Source organism: Plantactinospora sp. WMMB782 (genome assembly GCF_049179135.1).
Taxonomy (GTDB): Bacteria; Actinomycetota; Actinomycetes; order Mycobacteriales; family Micromonosporaceae; genus Plantactinospora.
Window position 1 is genome coordinate 374,341 of sequence record NZ_JBMHMC010000007.1, and the last position, 18,435, is coordinate 392,775.

The following is an 18,435-nucleotide window of genomic DNA, read 5'->3' on the forward strand; positions in this document are numbered from 1 at the left end:
GCCGCCACCCCCCGCTCCGGCAGCGGGCTCCGACTCGGCGCCCCGCTCCGGCGCGGCAACGGTCGGGCCCGCTCCGGCGGCAGTCCGCTCCGGCGGGGCCGGCGGCGTCGAGGTCTGCGCCGTGGTGCTGGCCGCCGGGGAGGGCCGCCGACTGCGCCCGCTCACCGAGCACCTGCCGAAGGCGCTCTGTCCGGTCGGGAACGTACCGCTGCTGGACCGGGCGCTGCACCGGGTCGCCGCGCTCGGCTTCGACGGTCCCGCGACGGTAGCGGTCAACGCCTGCTATCTCGGCGACCGGGTGGTGGAGCATGTCGGTGGCCGGGCCGCCCTCTCGGTCGAGCCCGGCGACCCGCTCGGCACCACCGGCGGGGTGGCCAACCTGCGCCGCTGGATCGACGGCCGGGGCGTACTCGTCGGGAACGCCGACGCCTATCTCGCCGCGCCGGACGCGTCACCCGGGCCGGACGTCGCCGCGCTGCTCGCCGGCTGGGACGGCCGCACCGTACGGCTGCTCGGTCAGCCGGTCGACGGCCCGCCCCAGCCCGGCGACTTCGGCCGGCACCGGTTCGCCGGCTTCTCCCTGCTGCCCTGGTCCCGGGTCCACGACCTGCCGGTCGAGCCGACGGAACTGGTGCACACCGTGTGGCGCCCCGCCGAGGCGGCCGGCGAACTGGAGGTGGTCGAGTTTTCCGGCCGGTACCTCGACACCGGAACGCCCGCCGACTACCTGGCGGCGAACCTGCACGCGGCGGGCGGGGGCAGCCTGCTCGACCCGACCGCCGAGGTGACCGGCGGACACCGGGCGGCGGTGGTCGGTGCCGGGGCGGTGGTCCGGGGCACGCTCGACCGCTGCGTGGTCTGGCCCGGCGGCCTGGTCCGCGCCGACGAGCACCTGACCGACGCGATCCGGGTCGGCGACACCCTGACAGTCCCGGCCGGAGGCTGAGGGTCCCGCCGGGAACCTCTAGCATGGGCGGGCAGCCGCAACCCGGCTTCCGGTCTCCGCCGGGCGCGGCGTCGCGCCAGCGGGCACGTCGACGAGAGGAGTTCTCCGGTGATCACCGCGATCGTCCTGATCGACTGCGCCACCGACTCGATCCCCGAGGTGGCCGAGACGCTGGCCGCGGTACCCGGCGTCAGCGAGGTCTACTCGGTCGCCGGTCACGTCGACCTGATCGCGATCGTCCGGGTGCGCGAGTTCGAGCAGATCGCCGAGGTGATCGCCGGACGGATCTCGAAGGTGCCCGGGGTGCTCGGCACCGAGTCGCACATCGCCTTCCGGGCGTACTCCCAGCACGACCTGGAGGAGGCGTTCGCGATCGGCCTCCCCGACGCGGACTGACCACCGCCGGCCGGGCTTGACCGGCGGGCTCGCCAGCGCCGGGCCGGACTGGCCACCGCCGGCCGGGCCACGCCGGCTACCGGCCGGTAACGTGTGGTCGCTACGCTCGCCGGATGAGCAGCGACAGCAGCCCGGGACAGCCCCCGCAGCCGGCTCCGGCCCCGGACCACGAGGAGATCTTCGTCGACCGGAACGGCGACCGGATCGCCCTGCGCAGCTATCCCGACCCGGTCGGCGCGCCGGATGCGCCGGTCGTGCTGATCTGGCCGGCGATGGGGGTACGGGCCAGCTACTACGCCCCGCTCGCCGCCGCGCTGCGGGCCGCCGGGCTGGCCGTGGTCGTGGCCGACCTGCGCGGCACCGGCGCCAGCACCCCGGCACCGAGCCGCGCCTCCCGGTACGGCTACGCCGAGCTGGCCGGTGACGTCGGCGCGGTGCTGGCCAGCCTCAAGCCACGGCTCGACGGCCGGACCACGATCCTGCTCGGCCACTCGCTCGGCGGGCAGGCCGCGCTGCTGCACCTGGCCCTCGACCCGGCCGCACCTGTCGACGGACTTGCCCTGGTCGCGGTCGGGCTGCCGTACTGGCGGGCCTATCCGGAGCCTCGTCGGCTCGGCATCCTCGCCAGCACCCAGCTCATCCACTGCTGCGCGGTCGCGCTGCGCAGCTGGCCCGGTTGGGGCTTCGGCGGCCGGCAGGCGCGCGGGGTGATCCGGGACTGGGCGCACACCGCCCGGACAGGTCGGTTTCCCCGGCTCGACGGGGTGGACGCCGAAGCCGCCGTCCGGCAGGTGCGTACCCCGGTGCTGGCGGTGAGCGTCGACCACGACCAGTACACCCCGCACGGGACCCTCGACTTCCTCTGCGAGAAGCTGGTCGCCGCCCCGGTCCGGCGTACCCGTTACACCGAGGCCGAGAGCGGTGCCCGACTCGACCACTTCACCTGGGTACGCGCGTCGGCACCGGTCGTCGCCCAAGTGGCCGCCTTCGTCGCGGAGCTGCCGCCCCGATAGCGCCGCCCCCCGATCCCCGGCCCGGCAGCGGCTTCGGCAGCGTCGCCCACCGGGCCCGTCCGGCGGGGGGCACGACCAGTGGGTGCCGGCGACGACGGGTCCCCCGGCGTCGGTGTCACAGCCGGAGAACCCGTCATGCCGCCGTGTCGCGGCGGTGGATCAGCTGATGGTCGGGCTCGGCGTGCCCGTCCGGCCCGGCGACGGAGCGCCGGAGCTGATTCCCGGACTCGGTCCCACCGTGGTGCCACCCGGGATCGGGATGCCCAGACTCTGGGCCACCGCCACCAGCGCGTTGTGATGCGCCTGGAGCACCGGAGCCGCCTGCTGCGCCACCTGCTTGGCCGACGGGTCGGAACCCTGGGTCAACTCGGCCTGCACCAGCTGCATCGCCTGGGTGTGCGCGGTCAGCTGGGCCGTGACCCACTGCGTGTCGAAGTCCGCACCCGAGACGTTCTGCAACTGGTTGACGACCGCCTGCTGCTCGCTCGTCACCTTGTTCGGCAGTGTCAGCGAGGCCGCCGAGGCGACGCTCTGCACCTTCTGGTCGAGCTGGGTGTGGTCCGTCACGATCCGGCCACCGAGGTCCTTGACCTCCTGGCTCGCCCCCTTCTGCTTGGCCAGGTTGCCCGTCGCGATCTCCGCGAGGTTCACCTGGTGGATCGACTGCAGGAACTGTCTGTCCTGCGCCGACAGCGAAGCGGACGGCGTGGCCGACGGTGTCCCCGACGGCGCGGCCGCGGCGCTGTATGCCGCACCGGCCGGTACGAGGCCGAGTACCGCCATCGAGACGAGCACGCCCAGGCGTTTGACGACCAACATGTGTTCCCCCCTCCGTCGTTGAACTCCGGGGATACCCGGTACCTCCGCCCACACGCCGAGTCGTTTACCGTTCGACGCGCCGGGTACGCCGAATCCGGGACGGGCAGGCCCGCTCTTTCGGGGAAAGAGTGGTCTTCGGGCGCGACGAGGCCACTCTTTCCCGGAAATAGCGCGATCCTGCGGGCGCAACGCGCGCGGCAGCGCGCTGCGCGGTGGGGCGGGAAGAGGTCAGGGCTCTTCGGACTTGGCGGACTTGGCCACCTCGACCCAGGTGTCGAGGGTGCGGGCGGCGGCGCCGGAGTCGATCGAGTCGGCCGCCCGGAGCAGTCCGTCGCGCATCGCCGGCAACAGCCCGCCGGGGAAGCCGCCGTTGGCGGCGAGCGCGGCGGCGGCGTTGACGAGTACCGCGTCCCGGACCGGGCCGTGCTCCCCGGCCAGCAGCCGGCGGGTCACGTCGGCGTTGAACGCGGCGTCGCCGCCGCGCAGGTCGCCGGGGGCCGAGCGGGGCAGGTCGAGGTCGGCGGCGTCGGCCAGCATCTCGGTGACCCGGCCCTGGTGGGCCAGCCACAACCGGGTCGGCGCGGCGGTGCTGAACTCGTCGAGCCCGTCCTCGCCGCGCATCACCAGCACCGAGTCGCCACGCCGGGCGAAGACCTCGGCCACCACCGGCGCCATCCGGGAGTCGAAGCAGCCCACCGCGCCGGACCGGGGCCGGGCCGGGTTGGTCAGCGGGCCGAGGAAGTTGAAGACCGTCGGCACGCCGAGCTCACGCCGGGGCCCGCCGGTGTGCCGCATCCCGGGGTGGAAGCGGGCGGCGAAGCAGAAGCCGATGCCGACCTCCGAGACGCACCGGGCCACCCCGGCCGGCCCGAGGTCGAGCGGCACGCCGAGGAATTCGAGCAGGTCGGCGGCGCCGCAGGAGGAGGAGGCGGCCCGGTTGCCGTGCTTGACCACGCGTACCCCGGCACCGGCGACCACCATCGCGGTCATGGTGGAGATGTTGACGGTGTGCGCCCGGTCGCCGCCGGTGCCGACCACGTCGACCGCCTCGGCGCGCAGCGCGGCCGGCAGTTCGACCAGGGTGGCCCGGCCCAGCATCGCCTCGACCAGTCCGGCCAGTTCGGCCGGGGTCTCCCCCTTGGCCCGCAGTGCCGTGGCGAACCCGGCGATCTGGACCGGGGTCGCCGCCCCCGACATGATCTCCCCCATCGCCCAGGCGGTGTCGGCGGTGGAGAGTTCCTCGGCGCGCAGCAGCGCGGCGAGCAGGTTGGGCCAGGTCCGTTCACCCATTGCGGGCCTCCCGGGCGGGGCGGGGTGGTTGGCGGTGTGTGTGGTGGTGGTGCGTGGTGGTGCGTGCCCGGAGCCCTAGGAGAGCGCGCCGGCCCCGCTGGCGCGGGAGCGGAGCAGGCCGGCCACGGTCTGGCCGGTGGTCACCGGGTCGAGCGGGTGCACCAGGGTGGCGTCGACCTGGGCGTAGGCCGCGAGCCACCGGTCGGCGGCCCGGGCGATCACCACGCAGGTCGGCGGGGCCTCGTCGCGGTCGTCCTTGATCTGCCGGGCGATGCCGAGCCCGCCGGTCGGGGTCGCCTCGCCGTCGAGCAGCAGCAGGTCGATCTCGTAGTCGTCGACCAGCCGGATGCACTCGTCGTAGCTTTCCGCGTCGACGAACTCGACGCGCAGGTCGGCCGCCGGGCGGGTGCCGACGGCGAGCCGCATCCGGTCCCGGACCTCCGGGTCGTCGCTGTAGAGCAGGACGGTGTACTGACGATCGCTCATCGGTCGCTGGGCTCCCACCTCGTAGCTGCGGAGCCGATCGTACCGGTCGGCTCCCGGGTCCGACCGGCCCGCCCGGCCTGCGGGGCCGGTGCCGCCCGAATCCCGGGACATCCGGGTACGCCGGCCACCGCCGCGGCCCGGCCCGTTACACCGGGCTGCCGGCGGCCCGTTCCCTGGCCTCCTGGCGGTCCAGCTCGCGGTCGGTGCGCCGGGCCTCCCGCTCGGACTGCCGCACCCACTGCACCAGCAGCACGGCCAGCATCGTCACGCTGACGAACTCGCCACCGGCCCAGAGGATGCCGCCGGCCACCTTCTGGTCGTTGAACGGGTCGGACCAGTCCAGCCCGAGCGAGGGGTACCAGTCGCCGCCGAACAGCGTGGTGCTCTGCATCACCGTGAGCCCGAGCACGGTGTGGAACGGCACCGAGAGGATCATCAGCAGTGCCCGGGCCGGGTACGGCCAGCGGCCCGGCAGCGGGTCGAGCCCGACCAGCGGCCAGAAGAAGAGGCAGCCGGTCAGGATGAAGTGCGCGTGCACCAGCTCGTGCCCGAAGGAGTTCTCCAGGGTCCACCGGTAGAGGCCGGAGAAGTAGAGCACGAACGGGTTGACCACGAAGATCGCGTAGGCGAAGAGCGGGAAGGAGAAGACCCTCGCCACCCGGCTGTGCAGCACCGCGAGCAGCCGCTTGCGGGGCGCCCTGCCCAGGGTGCGCAGCGCCAGGGTCACCGGGGCACCCAGGGCGAGGAAGATCGGCGCCACCATCGACAGCACCATGTGCTGGACCATGTGCACCGACAGCAGGGTGGTGTCGTACGCCCCCAGTCCGCTGAGCGTGACCGCGGCGATCCCGCCCAGCCCCGGCCCGAGGAAGAGCACGGTGCGCAGCACCGGCCAGGAGTGACCGCGCACCCGCAGCCGGTGTACGCCGTACAGGTAGAGGCCGGCGGCCAGCACCAGGCCGACGGCGAGCCAGCTGTCGAGCGTGCTCTCGGTGAAGACGGCGGAGACGGTGAACGGCGTCGTCTCGGCGCCCCCACCGGCGAGGACGGCCGGTGCCGGGGGCACCGCCGGGGCGGGGCCGGTGTCGAGGTGCAGCACGCTTTTCAGGCTAGGCCAGACGAACCGGTCGGGCTGAGTCACCCCGTCCGACGAGGGAGTTAGGCCACCCCGACGATGGCCGATGCCGATCAGGGGCAATAATGACCGCGTGACTGCCGCCTCAGCCATTGACAAGAGCCGGATCCACTCGCTGACCCGACCCAACATGGTCAGCGTCGGGACGATCGTGTGGCTCTCGAGCGAACTCATGTTCTTCGCGGCGCTGTTCGCGATGTACTTCTCCATCCGGGCGGCGGCGCCCGAGCAGTGGGAGAAGCACACCGAGGTGCTGAACATCCCGTACGCGACGACGTTCACGGTGATCCTGGTGCTCTCCTCGATCACCTGTCAGGCGGGTGTCTTCGCCGCCGAGCGGGGTGACGTGCACGCGCTGCGTCGCTGGTTCACGCTCACCTTCGTGATGGGTCTGGTCTTCGTCCTGGGCCAGCTCAACGAGTACCGCGAGCTGGTGCACCACGGCGTGAAGATCAACGGTGACGGGTACGGGTCGGTCTTCTACCTGACCACCGGTTTCCACGCGCTGCACGTGACCGGCGGTCTGGTCGCCTTCATCATCTTCATGATCCGGACCACCATGGGCCGGTTCACGCCGGCACAGGCCACCTCGGCGATCGTCGTCTCCTACTACTGGCACTTCGTCGACGTGGTCTGGATCGCGCTCTACGGCATGATCTACTGGCTTCAGTGATCTTGGAGCTGTCACGTTCCGCCCCGTTGCCCCGTCCCTTCAGACAAGGTCGAGAAAACCGTTAAGGACACAGGCCATGACTTCTGACACCCCCGGCGGCGACCGCTCCCGCGGGCTGCTCTCGCGGCTGCGCCGCGCGCGGTCCAGGCCGCGCGGCAAGGCCCGCCGTCGACTGGGCGCCGCGGTCCGGCTGCTGGCCGCACTCATCCTGGCCGGCGGCGCCTACACCGTCTTCGCGCCGGGCCTTTCGGCGCAGGACACCCCGCAGCTCACCTCGGCGGCGCAGGAGGGCAAGGAACTGTTCAACACGAGCTGCGTGAGCTGTCACGGCCGCAACGCGCAGGGCGTCGAGGGACGGGGACCGAGCCTGATCGGTGTCGGTGCCGCCTCCGTGGAGTTCCAGGTCGGCACCGGGCGGATGCCGCTGGCCCGACAGGAGGCGCAGGCCGAGGAGAAGCCGCAGGTCTTCACCGACGACCAGACCACCCAGCTCGCGCAGTACGTCCAGGAGCTCGGCGGCGGGCCGCAGCTGCCCGAGGGCGACAACCTGCACCGTGGCGGGGACGCGGCCGAGGGCGGCCGGCTGTTCCGGATCAACTGCTCCTCCTGCCACGCCTTCGGCGGCGGCGGCGGTGCGCTCTCCTCCGGCAAGTTCGCCCCGAACCTGCGGGACGCGACCGACCGGCAGATCTACGCCGCGATGCTGACCGGGCCGCAGAACATGCCGGTCTTCGGCGACAACCAGATCCGGCCGGAGCAGAAGGCCGACATCATCGCGTACCTGAACGAGACCGTGCAGTCCGACCGCGATCCGGGCGGCCTCAACCTCGGCCGCTACGGCCCGGCCACCGAGGCGCTGGTGATCTTCCTGGTCGGCATCGTGGCACTGATCTTCGCTGCTCTGTGGATTGCGGGTAAGTCATGAGCACTGGCAACGACGGACAGCCACACGGGGCCGGCCGGGCGCCGGTGGACCTGGACGACCCGTCCCTGTCCCGGTTCGACATCGTCCGCGAGGGCGCCCGGCGGGACGACATCGAGATCGTCCACTACGAGTCGCAGTTCCCGGTCCCGGGCACCAGGGCGGAGCGTCGGCTGACCCGGACGATCACCTTCATGTTCCTCCTGGTCGGCGCCCTGGCCACCGCCTTCCTGGTGGTCTACATCTGGTGGCCCTGGGACTACGAGTCGCAGAGCGGGCTCGGCGTGTTCTACACCCCGCTGCTCGGCCTCACCCTCGGTCTCGCGTTGCTGCTGATCGGCTTCGGCCTGCTCGCCTGGGGCAAGAAGCTGCTGCCCAAGGAGGTGTCGATCCAGGGCCGGCACGACGAGCACGTCAGCGAGGACGAGCGCAAGCTCACCGGCAACACGATGCTCTACCTCGCCGACGAGATGGGCGTACGGCGCCGGCCGCTGCTCGGCGTCTCCCTGCTGGCCGGACTCGCCCCGGTGGGTGCGGTCGCCGCGGCCCCGCTCATCGGGGGCATGATCGAGCAGCCGCACAAGAACAACCAGATGTTCACCACCGGCTGGAAGCCGCAGGACGGCAAGCGGATCCACCTGGCCCACCACGACGGCACCCCGGTGCGCCCGGAGGACGTCAGCGCCGGCGGCCAGATCACGGTCTTCCCCGGCATCGAGGGCGGCGCCACGAACAAGTACGCCGACTCCCCCGTGCTGCTGATCCACCTGCGCGAAAGCGACGCGCAGCGGGCGAAGGCGGCGAACGTCCGGGAGGACAAGCCGGACTACATGTGGGGCAACTACATCGCGTACTCCAAGATCTGCACCCACGCGGGCTGCCCGGCGAGCCTCTACGAGCAGCAGACCAACCGGCTGCTCTGCCCCTGCCACCAGTCCCAGTTCCTGATCACCGACAACGCCCGCCCGATCTTCGGCCCGGCGAACCGGCGACTTCCCCAACTGCCGCTCGACGTCGAGGGCGGCTTCTTCGTGGCGAAGTCCGACTTCACCGAGACCGTCGGGCCAGACTTCTGGGAGCGGCCATGAAGCGTCGAAGGTTCGACATGGCGGCGGTGCCCGGCAAGGCCGCCCGCGAGGTCGACGACAGATACCACGTGGCGACCCCGCTGCGTTCCCTGTTGAACAAGGTCTTCCCGGACCACTGGTCGTTCCTGCTCGGTGAGATCGCGCTCTTCTCCTTCATCGTGCTGCTGCTCACCGGCGTGTACCTGACGCTGTTCTTCGAGCCGTCGCTGCGCGAGGTCACCTACGACGGCAGCTACCGGCCGTTGCAGGGCGTGCACATGTCCGCCGCGTACGAGTCGTCGCTGAACATCTCGTTCGACGTACGCGGCGGCCTGATCATGCGGCAGATGCACCACTGGGCGGCGCTGCTGTTCATGGCCTCGATCATCGTGCACATGATGCGGATCTTCTTCACCGGAGCGTTCCGCAAGCCGCGCGAGCTGAACTGGATCATCGGCTACCTGCTCTTCTGGGTCGGCTTCCTGGCCGGCTTCACCGGCTACTCGCTGCCGGACGACGGCCTCTCCGGCACCGGCCTGCGGATCGCCTCGGCGATCATGCTGTCCATCCCGGTGATCGGCACCTGGGTCACCTCGTCCATCTTCGCCGGCGAGTTCCCGGGTGAGATCATCATCAGCCGGTTCTTCATCGCGCACGTACTGTTGATCCCCGCCCTGCTGGTGGCGCTGATCAGCGTGCACCTCGGCCTGGTCTTCAAGCAGAAGCACACCCAGTGGCCCGGCCCCGGCCGGACCAACGCGAACGTGGTCGGCGAACGGATGTTCCCGCGCTACGCGTTGAAGCAGGGCGGCTTCTTCATGATCGTCTTCGGGGTGATCGCCGTACTCGGCGGGGTGACGCAGATCAACCCGATCTGGCTGTTCGGCCCGTACGAGGCCGGGGTGGTCTCGGCGGCCAGCCAGCCCGACTGGTACGTCATGTTCCTCGACGGCTCGACCCGGTTGATGCCGCCGTGGCAGATCTCCATCCCGATCGGCGACGGCTACGTCATCCCACCGCTGTTCTGGCCGACAGTGGTGCTGCCCGGGATCCTGACCGTGGTGCCGCTGCTCTACCCGTTCATCGAGGCCCGGCTCAACAAGGACCAGCGCAGCCACCACCTGCTCCAGCGTCCCCGCGACGTTCCGGGCCGTACCGCCCTGGGCGCCATGGCGGTGACGTTCTGGCTGGTGCTGACGCTCTCCGGCGCGAACGACGTGATCGCGGAGAAGTTCTACATCAGCCTGAACGCGATGACCTGGGCCGGCCGGATCGGGCTTATCGTCCTTCCGCCGCTGGCGTACTACCTCACCTACCGGATCTGCCTCGGCCTCCAGCAGCACGACCGGGAGGTACTCGCACACGGCGTCGAGACCGGCATCATCCGCCGGCTGCCGAGCGGGCAGTTCGTGGAGGTGCACCAGCCGCTCGGCCGGACCGACGAGCACGGCCACAGCGAGCTGGAGTACGTCGGCTGGGTGGTGCCGAAGAAGATGAACCGGCTCGGCGCGCTCGGGCCGGCGATCAAGGGCTTCTTCTACCCCATCGAGAAGCCGGTCGAGGCGCCGGTCTCGCCCGGCCACCCGCCGGTCGAACCGCGCCCCGAGCGCCAGGAGATCGGCAGCGGCGAGCGCCGCTGAGCGACGGACGAAGCCCCACCAGTGGCGCCCGCCGGAGGACCGGCGGGCGCCACTGCCGTTTCCGGGCCTGCTGCCGTTCCCGGTCTGCCCTGTGGGGCGCCCCTGGCCCCGACGGCGGCGCCCCCTGCCCCGGGGCAGCGGGCCTGCCCGGCGGGCTGGCAGCGGGCCTGCCCGGCGGGCTGGCAGCGGGCCGGCTGGCGGCTGGCGGCTGGCGGCTGGCGGCTGGCGGCTGGCGGCTGGCGGCTGGCGGCTGGCGGCTGGCGGCTGGCGGCTGGCGGCTGGCGAGCGTATGGTCTGCCAGCCGTGATACCACCGGTTCATCCTGATGACAGGGTGGTATCACGGCTTAGCGACATGTCCCTGCCGGTCGGGGACGAGCCGGGACCGCGAGGGACGAAGAGCTGCAGGCGCCTGCCTGCCCGGGTCGCGGGATTCGGAGCGGTGGTCGTGGCCGGGCGCGGGACGGCCGCACAAGACGGCGACCCGCACACCTGTGGCAGGCTGCGGGTCGCCGGTGCGGCTTGCTGGCCGGTGAGTCTCGGTGCCGAACGACCGAGTCAGTGCTCGGCGGTGCGCCGGGTGCCGGAGTAGTACTCGAAGAGCAGGCCGCAGGCGCCGAAGATCACCGCGACCAGCCCGGCGGCGATCAGCCACCACTGCCAGAACACCAGGCCCAGGCCGGCGACGGTGGCGGCGGCCGCCAGCCCGAACGGCCAGTAGCTGCCCGGGCTGAAGAAACCGACCTCACCCGCGCCGTCCGACACCTCGGCGTCCGGCCGGTCCTCCGGGCGCGGGTCGATCCGCCGCGAGACGAACCAGAAGAAGCCGCCGCACATGGCGGTGAGCAGGAACGACAGCGCCAGCGCGACGGTGCCGATCCACTCCACCCGGCCGTCCGCACCACTCGTCCAGAGCCCGTAGACGACCGCGGCCAGCGCCAGGAAGATCGAGACGATGCCGAACAGTTTCCACTCGGTCTTCATCTGCCCGCCCTCAGTTTCCCGCGCTCGCGTTACCGAAGTTGTTGACGTCCCGCCGGGTCTCGAACGGCTTGGTGGTGGTGGCCAGCGGTGCCTCGCCGATGGCGGCCAGGGCGTCCTGGGTCGACTGGCCGGCCCGCTTCGCCTCGATGAACCGGTCGTACTCGTCCGGCGAGACCACCCGCAGCTCGAAGTTCATCATCGAGTGGTACGTGCCGCACAGCTCCGCGCAGCGGCCGACGTACGCCCCCTCGGTGTCGAGGTTGCTGACCTCGAAGACGTTGCGGACGTTGCCCGGGAAGACGTCCCGCTTGAAGAGCAGCTCCGGCACCCAGAAGGAGTGGATGACGTCCCGGCTGGTCTCCTCGAACCGGATGCTCCGGCCGGTCGGCAGCACCAGCACCGGGATCACCTCGGAGGTGCCGAGCGTCGAGGCCACCGTGTTGGCGTCCTCGCCCGGTCGGTCCCGGTAGTTGAACTGCCAGTTCCACTTGAAGGCGACGACCTCGACCGTCACGTCCGGGTTGCTGGTGAGCTTGTTCACCCCGGTCTGCACGATCGCGGTGTAGTAGAAGAGCACGGCGACGACCAGGATCGGCGCGATGGTGTAGAGAAACTCCATCGGCATGTTGAACCGGGTCTGCACCGGCAGCGCCTCGCCCCGCTTCCGGTAGCGGATGATGCACCAGAAGATCAGGCCCCAGACGAAGATGCCGACCGCCAGGGCCGCGATGGTGGAGCCGATCCAGAGGTCGTACATCCGGTGGGCCTCGGGGGTGATGCCGCCCTGCGGCCAGCCGAAGCCGTCGAACGTCCGGCCGACGTCACAGCCGGTCAGCAGGGCGAGCAGCGCGGCACCGCCGGCACCGAGCCCGACCAGCCGGCCCGCCGACGGGCGCGGGCCGCGCCCCGCCGCGTCCCGGGGACTGCGCAACCGCACGGCCGACGGCCGTACCTCCGAACCCCTTGCGACCACCTGGTCCTGCCTCCCTAGCGCGCCGCGGTGCCGGCGTTGCCCGACACCGGCGGCAAAGGCGTCACCGACCGTCGCAGATTACTCGACCTGCGTCGGCTCGACGGCCTTGGGGTCCGCGTCCCCACCCTGCCGGGGGATCATGTCGGATCCCGGCTCGCGCTACGGTTTCCGGGTGGTCGAGCCTCCGGCGTACTTCGACGCCGCCGCCGCGGCACCGTTACATCCGGTAGCCCGGCAGGCGATGCTCGCCGCCCTGGCCGACGGCTGGGCCGATCCGGCCCGGCTCTACGCGCCGGCCCGCCGGGCCCGCCAGCTCCTCGACGCGGCGCGGGCGGCCACCGCCGAGGTGCTCGGGGTACGCCCCGACGAGCTCTCCTTCACCCCCAGTGGTACTGCCGCCGCGCACGCCGCCGTGCTCGGCGGGCTGGCCGGTCGCCGCCGGGCGGGCGGCACGCTCGTGCACTCGGCGATCGAACACTCGGCGGTGCTGCACGCGGCGGAGCGACACGTGGCGGCCGGCGGCTCCGCCACCTCGGTGCCGGTGGACCGCACCGGCCGGCTCGACCTGGCCGCCTGGTCGGCCGCGGTGGCCGCCCCCGGAGCAGCCCTGGCCACCCTGATCGGCGCCAGCCACGAGGTGGGTACGGTGCAGCCGGTCGCCGAGGCCGCCGAGGCGTGCGCCGCCGCCGGGGTGCCGCTGTACGTCGACGCCGCCCAGTCGGTGGGCCGGCTGCCGGTGCCGGCGGGCTGGTCGATGCTGTCGGCCAGCGCGCACAAGTGGGGCGGCCCGCCCGGGGTGGGGCTGCTGGTGGTCCGCAAGGGCACCCGCTGGGAGTCGCCGTACCCGGCGGACGAGCGGGAGGCCGGCCGTACCCCCGGGGTCGGCAACCTGCCGGCGATCGTGGCGGCGGCCGCCGCGCTGCGGGCGGTGCACGCGGAGGCGGCGGCCGAGGCGGCCCGGCTCGCCCCGCTCGTCGACCGGATCCGCGCCGCAGTGCCGGCGACGGTGCCGGACGTCGAGGTGGTCGGCGACCCGGTGCACCGGCTGCCGCACCTGGTCACCTTCTCCTGCCTCTACGTCGACGGCGAGGCGCTGCTGCACGCCCTGGACCGGCGTGGCTTCGCCGTCTCGTCCGGTTCCTCCTGCACCTCCTCCACGCTGCGCCCGTCGCACGTGCTGGAGGCGATGGGAGTGCTCTCGCACGGCAACGTCCGGATCTCGCTGCACCGGGAGAGCACCGAGGCGGAGGTCGACCGGTTCCTCGCCGAGCTACCGGGGATCGTGGCCGCACTGCGCGCCGAGGCCGGGGTGACCGGCCTGTGACACCGGAAGGGACGTCCCGGGTGAACGATCCGGACGAGGTGCTCGACTGTCTCGGCCAGCGCTGCCCACTGCCGGTCATCGCGGCGGCCCGACGGCTGCCCGAACTGCCGGTCGGCGGGGTGCTCCGGGTACTCGCCGACGACCCGGCCGCGGCGATCGACATCCCCGCCTGGTGCCGGATGCGAGGGCAGGAGTTCGTCGACTCCCTGACCGTGGACGGCTCCCCCGCGTACGACATCCGACGCGCACACTGAGCGCGCCCCGGCCAGCCAGCCGCCGGCGGCGCCTCAGCCCAGGTGCTGCCGGACCTCCTCGGCGGCCTCGTCGCCGTACGACTCGGCGAGGCGCTTGACGAACAGGTCGCCCCGGACCTCGTACTCCTGGGTGCCGACGGTTTCCAGCACCAGGGTGGCGAGCAGCGAGCCGATCTGGGCGGACCGCTCCAGGCTCAGTCCCCAGGACAGGCCGGTGAAGAACCCGGCCCGGAACCCGTCGCCCACCCCGGTCGGGTCGGCGACGTGCAACTCGCGGGCGATCGGCACGTGGATCGGCTCGATCTCCCGGCCGGCGATCTCGACACCGTCCTTGCCCAGCGTGGTGACCCGGATCTTCACCCGGTCCAGCAGCTGCTCGTCGGTCAGCCCGGCCTTGCTCTGCAACAGCGACTTCTCGTAGTCGTTCGTCAGCAGGTAGTCGGCGCCGTCGATCAGGCCGAGCACCGTGGAGCCGTCCATCCGGGCGAGCTGCTGCGACGGGTCCGCGGCGAAGGCGTACCCGCGCTGGCGGCACTCCTCGGAGTGCCGCAGCATCGCGTCCGGATCGTTGGCGCTGACCAGCACCAGGTCGAGCCCGCCCACCCGGTCGGCGACCGGAGCCAGCTCGATGTTGCGGGCCTCGCTCATCGCGCCCGCGTAGAAGGACGCGATCTGGCACATCTCGGTGTCGGTGGTGCAGACGAACCGGGCCGTGTGGGCCACCTCGCTGACGTGCACCGAGGCGCAGTCGACGCCGTGCCGCTCCAGCCAGGACCGGTAGTCGTCGAAGTCGGCGCCGACCGCGCCGAGCAGCACCGGCCGGAGGCCGAGCTGTGCCATCCCGAAGGCGATGTTCGCGGCGACTCCGCCGCGCCGGAGCACCAGCTCGTCGACGAGGAAGGAGAGCGAGACCTTGTGCAGCTGGTCGGCGATGAACTGATCGGCGAACCGGCCCGGAAAGCTCATCAGGTGGTCGGTGGCGATCGAGCCGGTGACGGCGATCTTCATGTCGGCCCTTTGGTCGGAGACGGAATTGCGGCCGGGTCAGCCTACCGGTCCGTCCTCCGCCACGCCCCCGATCGATCGGGTACCAGCCATCCGGATGTCACCCGTCCCTCACCCTGCCCTCACCTGGCCTTGAACCGGCCCGGAACGCCGGAACGCCGAACGGGCCGCCTCCGGCCGGTACGGCGTGACGGACTCTCCGGGTAAACGTCACGCCGCCCGTCGGGGCGACCCGCTCAGGCAGTCAGTATGGAACGTTGGATCGGGCTCTACCGGGCAAACCCGGACAAAGCACTAATCAGTGGAACGAATCACCGCACGCGCACGAGTTCTGCGCGTTCGGGTTGTCGATGGTGAAGCCCTGGGCGTCGATCCGGTCGGCGAAGTCGATGGTCGCGCCGGTCAGGTACGGCGCGCTCATTCGGTCCACCACGACCTCGACCCCGCCGAAGTCGCTGACCACGTCGCCGTCGAGCGAACGCTCGTCGAAGAAGAGCTGGTAACGCAGGCCGGAGCAGCCACCCGGCTGCACCGCGACCCGCAGCCGCAGGTCGTCGCGGCCCTCCTGCTCGATAAGGGCCTTCACCTTCTCCGCCGCGACGTCGGTCAGGACGACGGTGCTCGGAGCGGTTGCCGCGGTCGACTCGGTCTGCGCTGGCGTTGTCACGATGAAAGTCTCCCCTGCGCCGGTGCGATGGTTGTCCGTACTGGCCAACGCTAGCCGGCTGGCCGGTGATTCCCAATGCGGGTACAAAACCGATTCTAGGCCCGAGAGACGCAGGCCACCCGCGCTCGGCCGGAACCCGCCCCGGCGTGCCGGTTCGTCCGGTATGGCCGACGAATGTGACGAACGCCCCACGGATGTACGGCCGAGCCGTCGCCGGCCGGCGGCGACGCTCACCGGCTCCACTGGCCGGCGAGGCGGGCCGCCAGGGCCCGCAGCCCCTCCGCCGGCCGGCTCATCGCCCGCTCGACGCCGCCGTGCGGCTCGCCACCGAAGTGCTCGACCAGGCTGTGCGCCTCGGTCACCCCGGCCGCCGAGGACTCCCGCCGCCCGGCGCTGACCCGGCCGGCCAGCACCACGCACGGGATCCCACGGTCCCGGGCCGCGCCGGCCACCCCGGCCACCACCTTGCCGCGCAGCGACTGGTGGTCGAAGGAACCCTCTCCGGTGATCACCAGGTCGGCCTGGTCGTAGGCGTCGTCCAAACCGGTCAGCCGGGTCACCAGTCCGATACCGGACTCGCACCGGCCGCCGAGGGCGAGCAGCGCCGCGCCGAGCCCGCCGGCCGCGCCGGCACCGGGCAGCCCGGCCAGCCCGGACGGGCAGCCGGGCAGGTCCCGCTCCAGCACCTCGGCGAAGCGCCGCAGTGCGTCGTCGAGCAGGAGTACGTCCTCGCGGGTCGCGCCCTTCTGCGGGCCGAAGACGTTCGAGGCGCCGGTCAGCCCGGTCAGCGGGTTGTCGACGTCGGTCGCCGCCACCAGTTCCATCCCGCGCGTCTGGGGCCGCCCGGTCAGCCCGGCGACGGCGAGCAGCGCGGCTCCGCCGTACGGCAGGGCCGTTCCGGTGGCGTCCACCGGTACGGCGTTCAGCGCGGCCAGCAGCCCGGCGCCCGCGTCGTTCACCGCCGAGCCGCCCAGCCCGACGACGGCCCGCCGGGCGCCCGCCTCGGCAGCGGTGGCGAGCAGCGCGCCGAGGCCGTACGAGGTGGTCCGCTTCGGGTCGCGCTCGTCCGGGGCGAGCAGGTGCAGGCCGCACGCCTGGGCGCTCTCCAGGTACGCCGTCCCGTCGGCCGTGACCAGGATCTCCCCGTCGACCGGCCGGCCCAGCGGGTCGACCGTCAGGACCGGCACCCGGCGGCCGGGCAGGGCCGCGGCGAGCACCTCGACAAAGCCCGGTCCGCCGTCGGAGAGCGGCCGCAGCACCAGTTCGTCGCCGGGAGCCCCCTCCCGCCACCCGTCCCGGACCGCCTCGGCCACCTGGGACGCCGAGAGGGTGCCGGCGAACTTGTCCGGACAGATCAGGATCCGCATGGAGCACGAGTGTGGCAGCCCACATCGGGGCGGCCGGAAAGCGGCCCCGGCTGTGGAAGCATGGAAGCCGTGACTTCGACCTGGGTAGAGCCGTCCAGCACCGCCACCGCCCTGCTGCTGCTCGGCCGGGGCGCCGATCCGGCCAGCGAGCGCGGGGTCGACTGTCCCGGCGAGTTGCCGCCGCCGAGCGACCCCGACCTGGTCGCCCGGGCCACGGCGGCGAAGGCGGCGCTCGGTGACCGGGTGTTCGTGCTCGGTCACCACTACCAGCGGGACGAGGTGATCCAGTTCGCCGACGTGACCGGCGACTCGTTCAAGCTGGCCCGCGAGGCGGCGGCCCGGCCGGGCGCGGAGTACATCGTCTTCTGCGGTGTGCACTTCATGGCCGAGAGCGCGGACATCCTCACCTCCGACAGCCAGCGGGTGGTGCTGCCGGACCTGGCCGCCGGCTGCTCGATGGCGGACATGGCGGCGCTGCCCCAGGTCGAGACCGCCTGGGAGACGCTTGCCGCGCTGGGGGTGGCCGGCTCGACGGTGCCGGTGACCTACATGAACTCCTCGGCCGACATCAAGGGCTTCGTCGGCCGTAACGGCGGGGTGGTCTGCACCTCGTCGAACGCGGAGCGGGCGCTGACCTGGGCGTTCGAGCGCGGCCAGCGGGTGCTCTTCCTGCCCGACCAGCACCTCGGCCGGAACACGGCGGTGCTGAAGCTGGGGCTGGACGCCGACGACTGCGTGCTCTACGACCCGCACAAGCCGGGCGGCGGGCTGACCGCCAGGCAGCTCCGCGAGGCGAAGATGATCCTCTGGCGGGGGCACTGCTCGGTGCACGGCCGGTTCACGAAGAGCAGCGTGGACGAGGTCCGGATGCGAGTGCCCGGGGTGAACGTGCTGGTCCACCCCGAGTGCCGGTACGACGTGGTGACCGCGGCCGACCAGGTCGGCTCGACGGAGTACATCATCAACACCATCGAGGCGGCGCCGGCCGGCTCGGCCTGGGCGGTCGGCACCGAACTCAACCTGGTCCGCCGGCTGGCCAACGCGCACCCGGACAAGCAGGTCATGTTCCTGGACCGGACCGTCTGCTACTGCTCGACGATGAACCGGATCGACCTGCCGCACCTGGTCTGGTCGCTGGAGGAGCTGGTCGCCGGCCGGGTGCCGAACCAGATCACGGTGGACCCGGACACCGCACACCACGCCCGGGTGGCGCTGGACCAGATGCTGGCCCTGCCGTAGCGGACGCGTTCAACTACTGAAAGTAACTATCGGGGTTTGGATTCCTGCCCCTGTCCCCGTTTCGTGCCATCCGTCGCGCTGTGACCGCTCCTTTTTGGTGACCGAGCGCTATGCTGCCCGGGGCCGTGACAGAGCCCGGGCCGGAGGGCACGACAGACGCCCGGTGGCCGGGCCACGGGGCGACGGCAGGGTGGACCGCACGGTCCGCCCGCGCGGACAGCATCGACGTAGAGCAG

Annotated in this window: 19 protein-coding genes; 10 read left to right on the forward strand and 9 right to left on the reverse strand. The window is 72.2% G+C overall.

What is annotated here, in order from left to right; all coding sequences use genetic code 11:
* Positions 1-121: 121 nt before the first annotated feature.
* From ACN28A_RS03545 to ACN28A_RS03555, 3 genes are all read left to right on the forward strand, one after another.
* Positions 122-946 (forward strand): nucleotidyltransferase family protein, encoded by an 825-nt coding sequence (locus tag ACN28A_RS03545; protein WP_421404122.1) that lies wholly within the window; start codon positions 122-124, stop codon positions 944-946.
* A 108-nt stretch (positions 947-1,054) separates the two neighbouring features.
* Positions 1,055-1,342: an Lrp/AsnC family transcriptional regulator gene (locus tag ACN28A_RS03550; RefSeq protein ID WP_278063297.1), complete on the forward strand. Its 288-nt coding sequence runs from the start codon at positions 1,055-1,057 to the stop codon at positions 1,340-1,342.
* Between the two features lie 113 nt (positions 1,343-1,455).
* Positions 1,456-2,355, forward strand: a complete 900-nt coding sequence (locus ACN28A_RS03555; protein WP_421392259.1) for an alpha/beta fold hydrolase — start codon at positions 1,456-1,458, stop codon at positions 2,353-2,355.
* A 159-nt stretch (positions 2,356-2,514) separates the two neighbouring features.
* Here the strand turns inward: ACN28A_RS03555 and ACN28A_RS03560 are convergent, their stop codons facing one another.
* The 4 genes from ACN28A_RS03560 to ACN28A_RS03575 all read right to left on the reverse strand — a co-directional run bounded on the left by ACN28A_RS03560 (position 2,515) and on the right by ACN28A_RS03575 (position 6,016).
* A complete protein-coding gene (locus tag ACN28A_RS03560) occupies positions 2,515-3,174 on the reverse strand; it encodes a DUF4142 domain-containing protein (protein WP_421392260.1) in 660 nt (219 codons plus the stop codon).
* Between the two features lie 228 nt (positions 3,175-3,402).
* The gene (gene trpD / locus ACN28A_RS03565) at positions 3,403-4,464 is read right to left on the reverse strand and encodes an anthranilate phosphoribosyltransferase (RefSeq protein ID WP_421392263.1); all 1,062 of its coding nucleotides are present in this window, start codon (positions 4,462-4,464) and stop codon (positions 3,403-3,405) included.
* A gap of 75 nt (positions 4,465-4,539) precedes the next feature.
* Entirely contained in the window at positions 4,540-4,950 is a 411-nt protein-coding gene (locus ACN28A_RS03570) for a hypothetical protein (protein WP_421392265.1), read from the reverse strand.
* Positions 4,951-5,095: 145 nt separating this feature from the next.
* A complete protein-coding gene (locus ACN28A_RS03575) occupies positions 5,096-6,016 on the reverse strand; it encodes a cytochrome c oxidase assembly protein (RefSeq protein WP_421404124.1) in 921 nt (306 codons plus the stop codon).
* A gap of 142 nt (positions 6,017-6,158) precedes the next feature.
* On the opposite strand from ACN28A_RS03575, the gene ACN28A_RS03580 reads away from it, so the two are divergent.
* From ACN28A_RS03580 to ACN28A_RS03595, 4 genes are all read left to right on the forward strand, one after another.
* Positions 6,159-6,758, forward strand: coding sequence for a cytochrome c oxidase subunit 3 (locus tag ACN28A_RS03580; RefSeq protein WP_278063302.1), 600 nt, complete (start codon positions 6,159-6,161; stop codon positions 6,756-6,758).
* Positions 6,759-6,834: 76 nt separating this feature from the next.
* Positions 6,835-7,683: a cytochrome c gene (locus tag ACN28A_RS03585; RefSeq protein WP_421392266.1), complete on the forward strand. Its 849-nt coding sequence runs from the start codon at positions 6,835-6,837 to the stop codon at positions 7,681-7,683.
* A complete protein-coding gene (locus ACN28A_RS03590) occupies positions 7,680-8,768 on the forward strand; it encodes a ubiquinol-cytochrome c reductase iron-sulfur subunit (protein ID WP_421392269.1) in 1,089 nt (362 codons plus the stop codon). The genes ACN28A_RS03585 and ACN28A_RS03590 overlap by 4 nt, the downstream gene beginning before the upstream one ends.
* Positions 8,765-10,387: a cytochrome b gene (locus ACN28A_RS03595; protein WP_421392270.1), complete on the forward strand. Its 1,623-nt coding sequence runs from the start codon at positions 8,765-8,767 to the stop codon at positions 10,385-10,387. Before ACN28A_RS03590 ends, ACN28A_RS03595 begins: the two co-directional genes overlap by 4 nt.
* 557 nt (positions 10,388-10,944) lie before the next feature.
* Here the strand turns inward: ACN28A_RS03595 and ACN28A_RS03600 are convergent.
* The gene (locus ACN28A_RS03600; RefSeq protein WP_421392273.1) at positions 10,945-11,370 is read right to left on the reverse strand and encodes a cytochrome c oxidase subunit 4; all 426 of its coding nucleotides are present in this window, start codon (positions 11,368-11,370) and stop codon (positions 10,945-10,947) included.
* Between the two features lie 10 nt (positions 11,371-11,380).
* On the reverse strand, positions 11,381-12,343 hold the full coding sequence (coxB, locus tag ACN28A_RS03605) for a cytochrome c oxidase subunit II (RefSeq protein WP_421392276.1): 963 nt from the start codon (positions 12,341-12,343) through the stop codon (positions 11,381-11,383).
* Between the two features lie 172 nt (positions 12,344-12,515).
* On the opposite strand from coxB, the gene ACN28A_RS03610 reads away from it, so the two are divergent.
* Together ACN28A_RS03610 and ACN28A_RS03615 are read left to right on the forward strand one after the other, a co-directional pair.
* Positions 12,516-13,667: a cysteine desulfurase family protein gene (locus ACN28A_RS03610; RefSeq protein ID WP_421392278.1), complete on the forward strand. Its 1,152-nt coding sequence runs from the start codon at positions 12,516-12,518 to the stop codon at positions 13,665-13,667.
* Between the two features lie 20 nt (positions 13,668-13,687).
* Complete coding sequence (locus ACN28A_RS03615; protein WP_421392280.1) at positions 13,688-13,921, forward strand: sulfurtransferase TusA family protein; 234 nt, start codon at positions 13,688-13,690, stop codon at positions 13,919-13,921.
* Positions 13,922-13,954: 33 nt separating this feature from the next.
* Here ACN28A_RS03615 and ACN28A_RS03620 read toward each other — a convergent pair whose 3' ends face one another.
* The 3 genes from ACN28A_RS03620 to ACN28A_RS03630 form a co-directional block, all read right to left on the reverse strand.
* On the reverse strand, positions 13,955-14,929 hold the full coding sequence (locus ACN28A_RS03620) for a carbohydrate kinase family protein (RefSeq protein WP_421392283.1): 975 nt from the start codon (positions 14,927-14,929) through the stop codon (positions 13,955-13,957).
* Positions 14,930-15,224: 295 nt separating this feature from the next.
* Complete coding sequence (gene erpA / locus ACN28A_RS03625; RefSeq protein ID WP_421392285.1) at positions 15,225-15,593, reverse strand: iron-sulfur cluster insertion protein ErpA; 369 nt, start codon at positions 15,591-15,593, stop codon at positions 15,225-15,227.
* 230 nt (positions 15,594-15,823) lie between these two features.
* Positions 15,824-16,960, reverse strand: a complete 1,137-nt coding sequence (locus tag ACN28A_RS03630; RefSeq protein ID WP_421392287.1) for a glycerate kinase — start codon at positions 16,958-16,960, stop codon at positions 15,824-15,826.
* A 69-nt stretch (positions 16,961-17,029) separates the two neighbouring features.
* Between ACN28A_RS03630 and nadA the strand changes: the two genes are divergently transcribed.
* Entirely contained in the window at positions 17,030-18,199 is a 1,170-nt protein-coding gene (gene nadA, locus ACN28A_RS03635; protein ID WP_421392289.1) for a quinolinate synthase NadA, read from the forward strand.
* Positions 18,200-18,435 lie beyond the last annotated feature (236 nt).

Excerpts from the sequence above, each read along its gene's own strand:
- ACN28A_RS03620 (WP_421392283.1), bottom strand. The coding sequence starts at position 14,929 with ATGAAGATCGCCGTCACCGGCTCGATCGCCACCGACCACCTGATGAGC.
- ACN28A_RS03570 (WP_421392265.1), bottom strand. The coding sequence starts at position 4,950 with ATGAGCGATCGTCAGTACACCGTCCTGCTCTACAGCGACGACCCGGAG.
- ACN28A_RS03600 (WP_421392273.1), bottom strand. The coding sequence starts at position 11,370 with ATGAAGACCGAGTGGAAACTGTTCGGCATCGTCTCGATCTTCCTGGCG.
- ACN28A_RS03595 (WP_421392270.1), top strand. The coding sequence starts at position 8,765 with ATGAAGCGTCGAAGGTTCGACATGGCGGCGGTGCCCGGCAAGGCCGCC.
- ACN28A_RS03590 (WP_421392269.1), top strand. The coding sequence starts at position 7,680 with ATGAGCACTGGCAACGACGGACAGCCACACGGGGCCGGCCGGGCGCCG.
- ACN28A_RS03585 (WP_421392266.1), top strand. The coding sequence starts at position 6,835 with ATGACTTCTGACACCCCCGGCGGCGACCGCTCCCGCGGGCTGCTCTCG.
- trpD (WP_421392263.1), bottom strand. The coding sequence starts at position 4,464 with ATGGGTGAACGGACCTGGCCCAACCTGCTCGCCGCGCTGCTGCGCGCC.
- ACN28A_RS03555 (WP_421392259.1), top strand. The coding sequence starts at position 1,456 with ATGAGCAGCGACAGCAGCCCGGGACAGCCCCCGCAGCCGGCTCCGGCC.
- ACN28A_RS03560 (WP_421392260.1), bottom strand. The coding sequence starts at position 3,174 with ATGTTGGTCGTCAAACGCCTGGGCGTGCTCGTCTCGATGGCGGTACTC.
- ACN28A_RS03630 (WP_421392287.1), bottom strand. The coding sequence starts at position 16,960 with ATGCGGATCCTGATCTGTCCGGACAAGTTCGCCGGCACCCTCTCGGCG.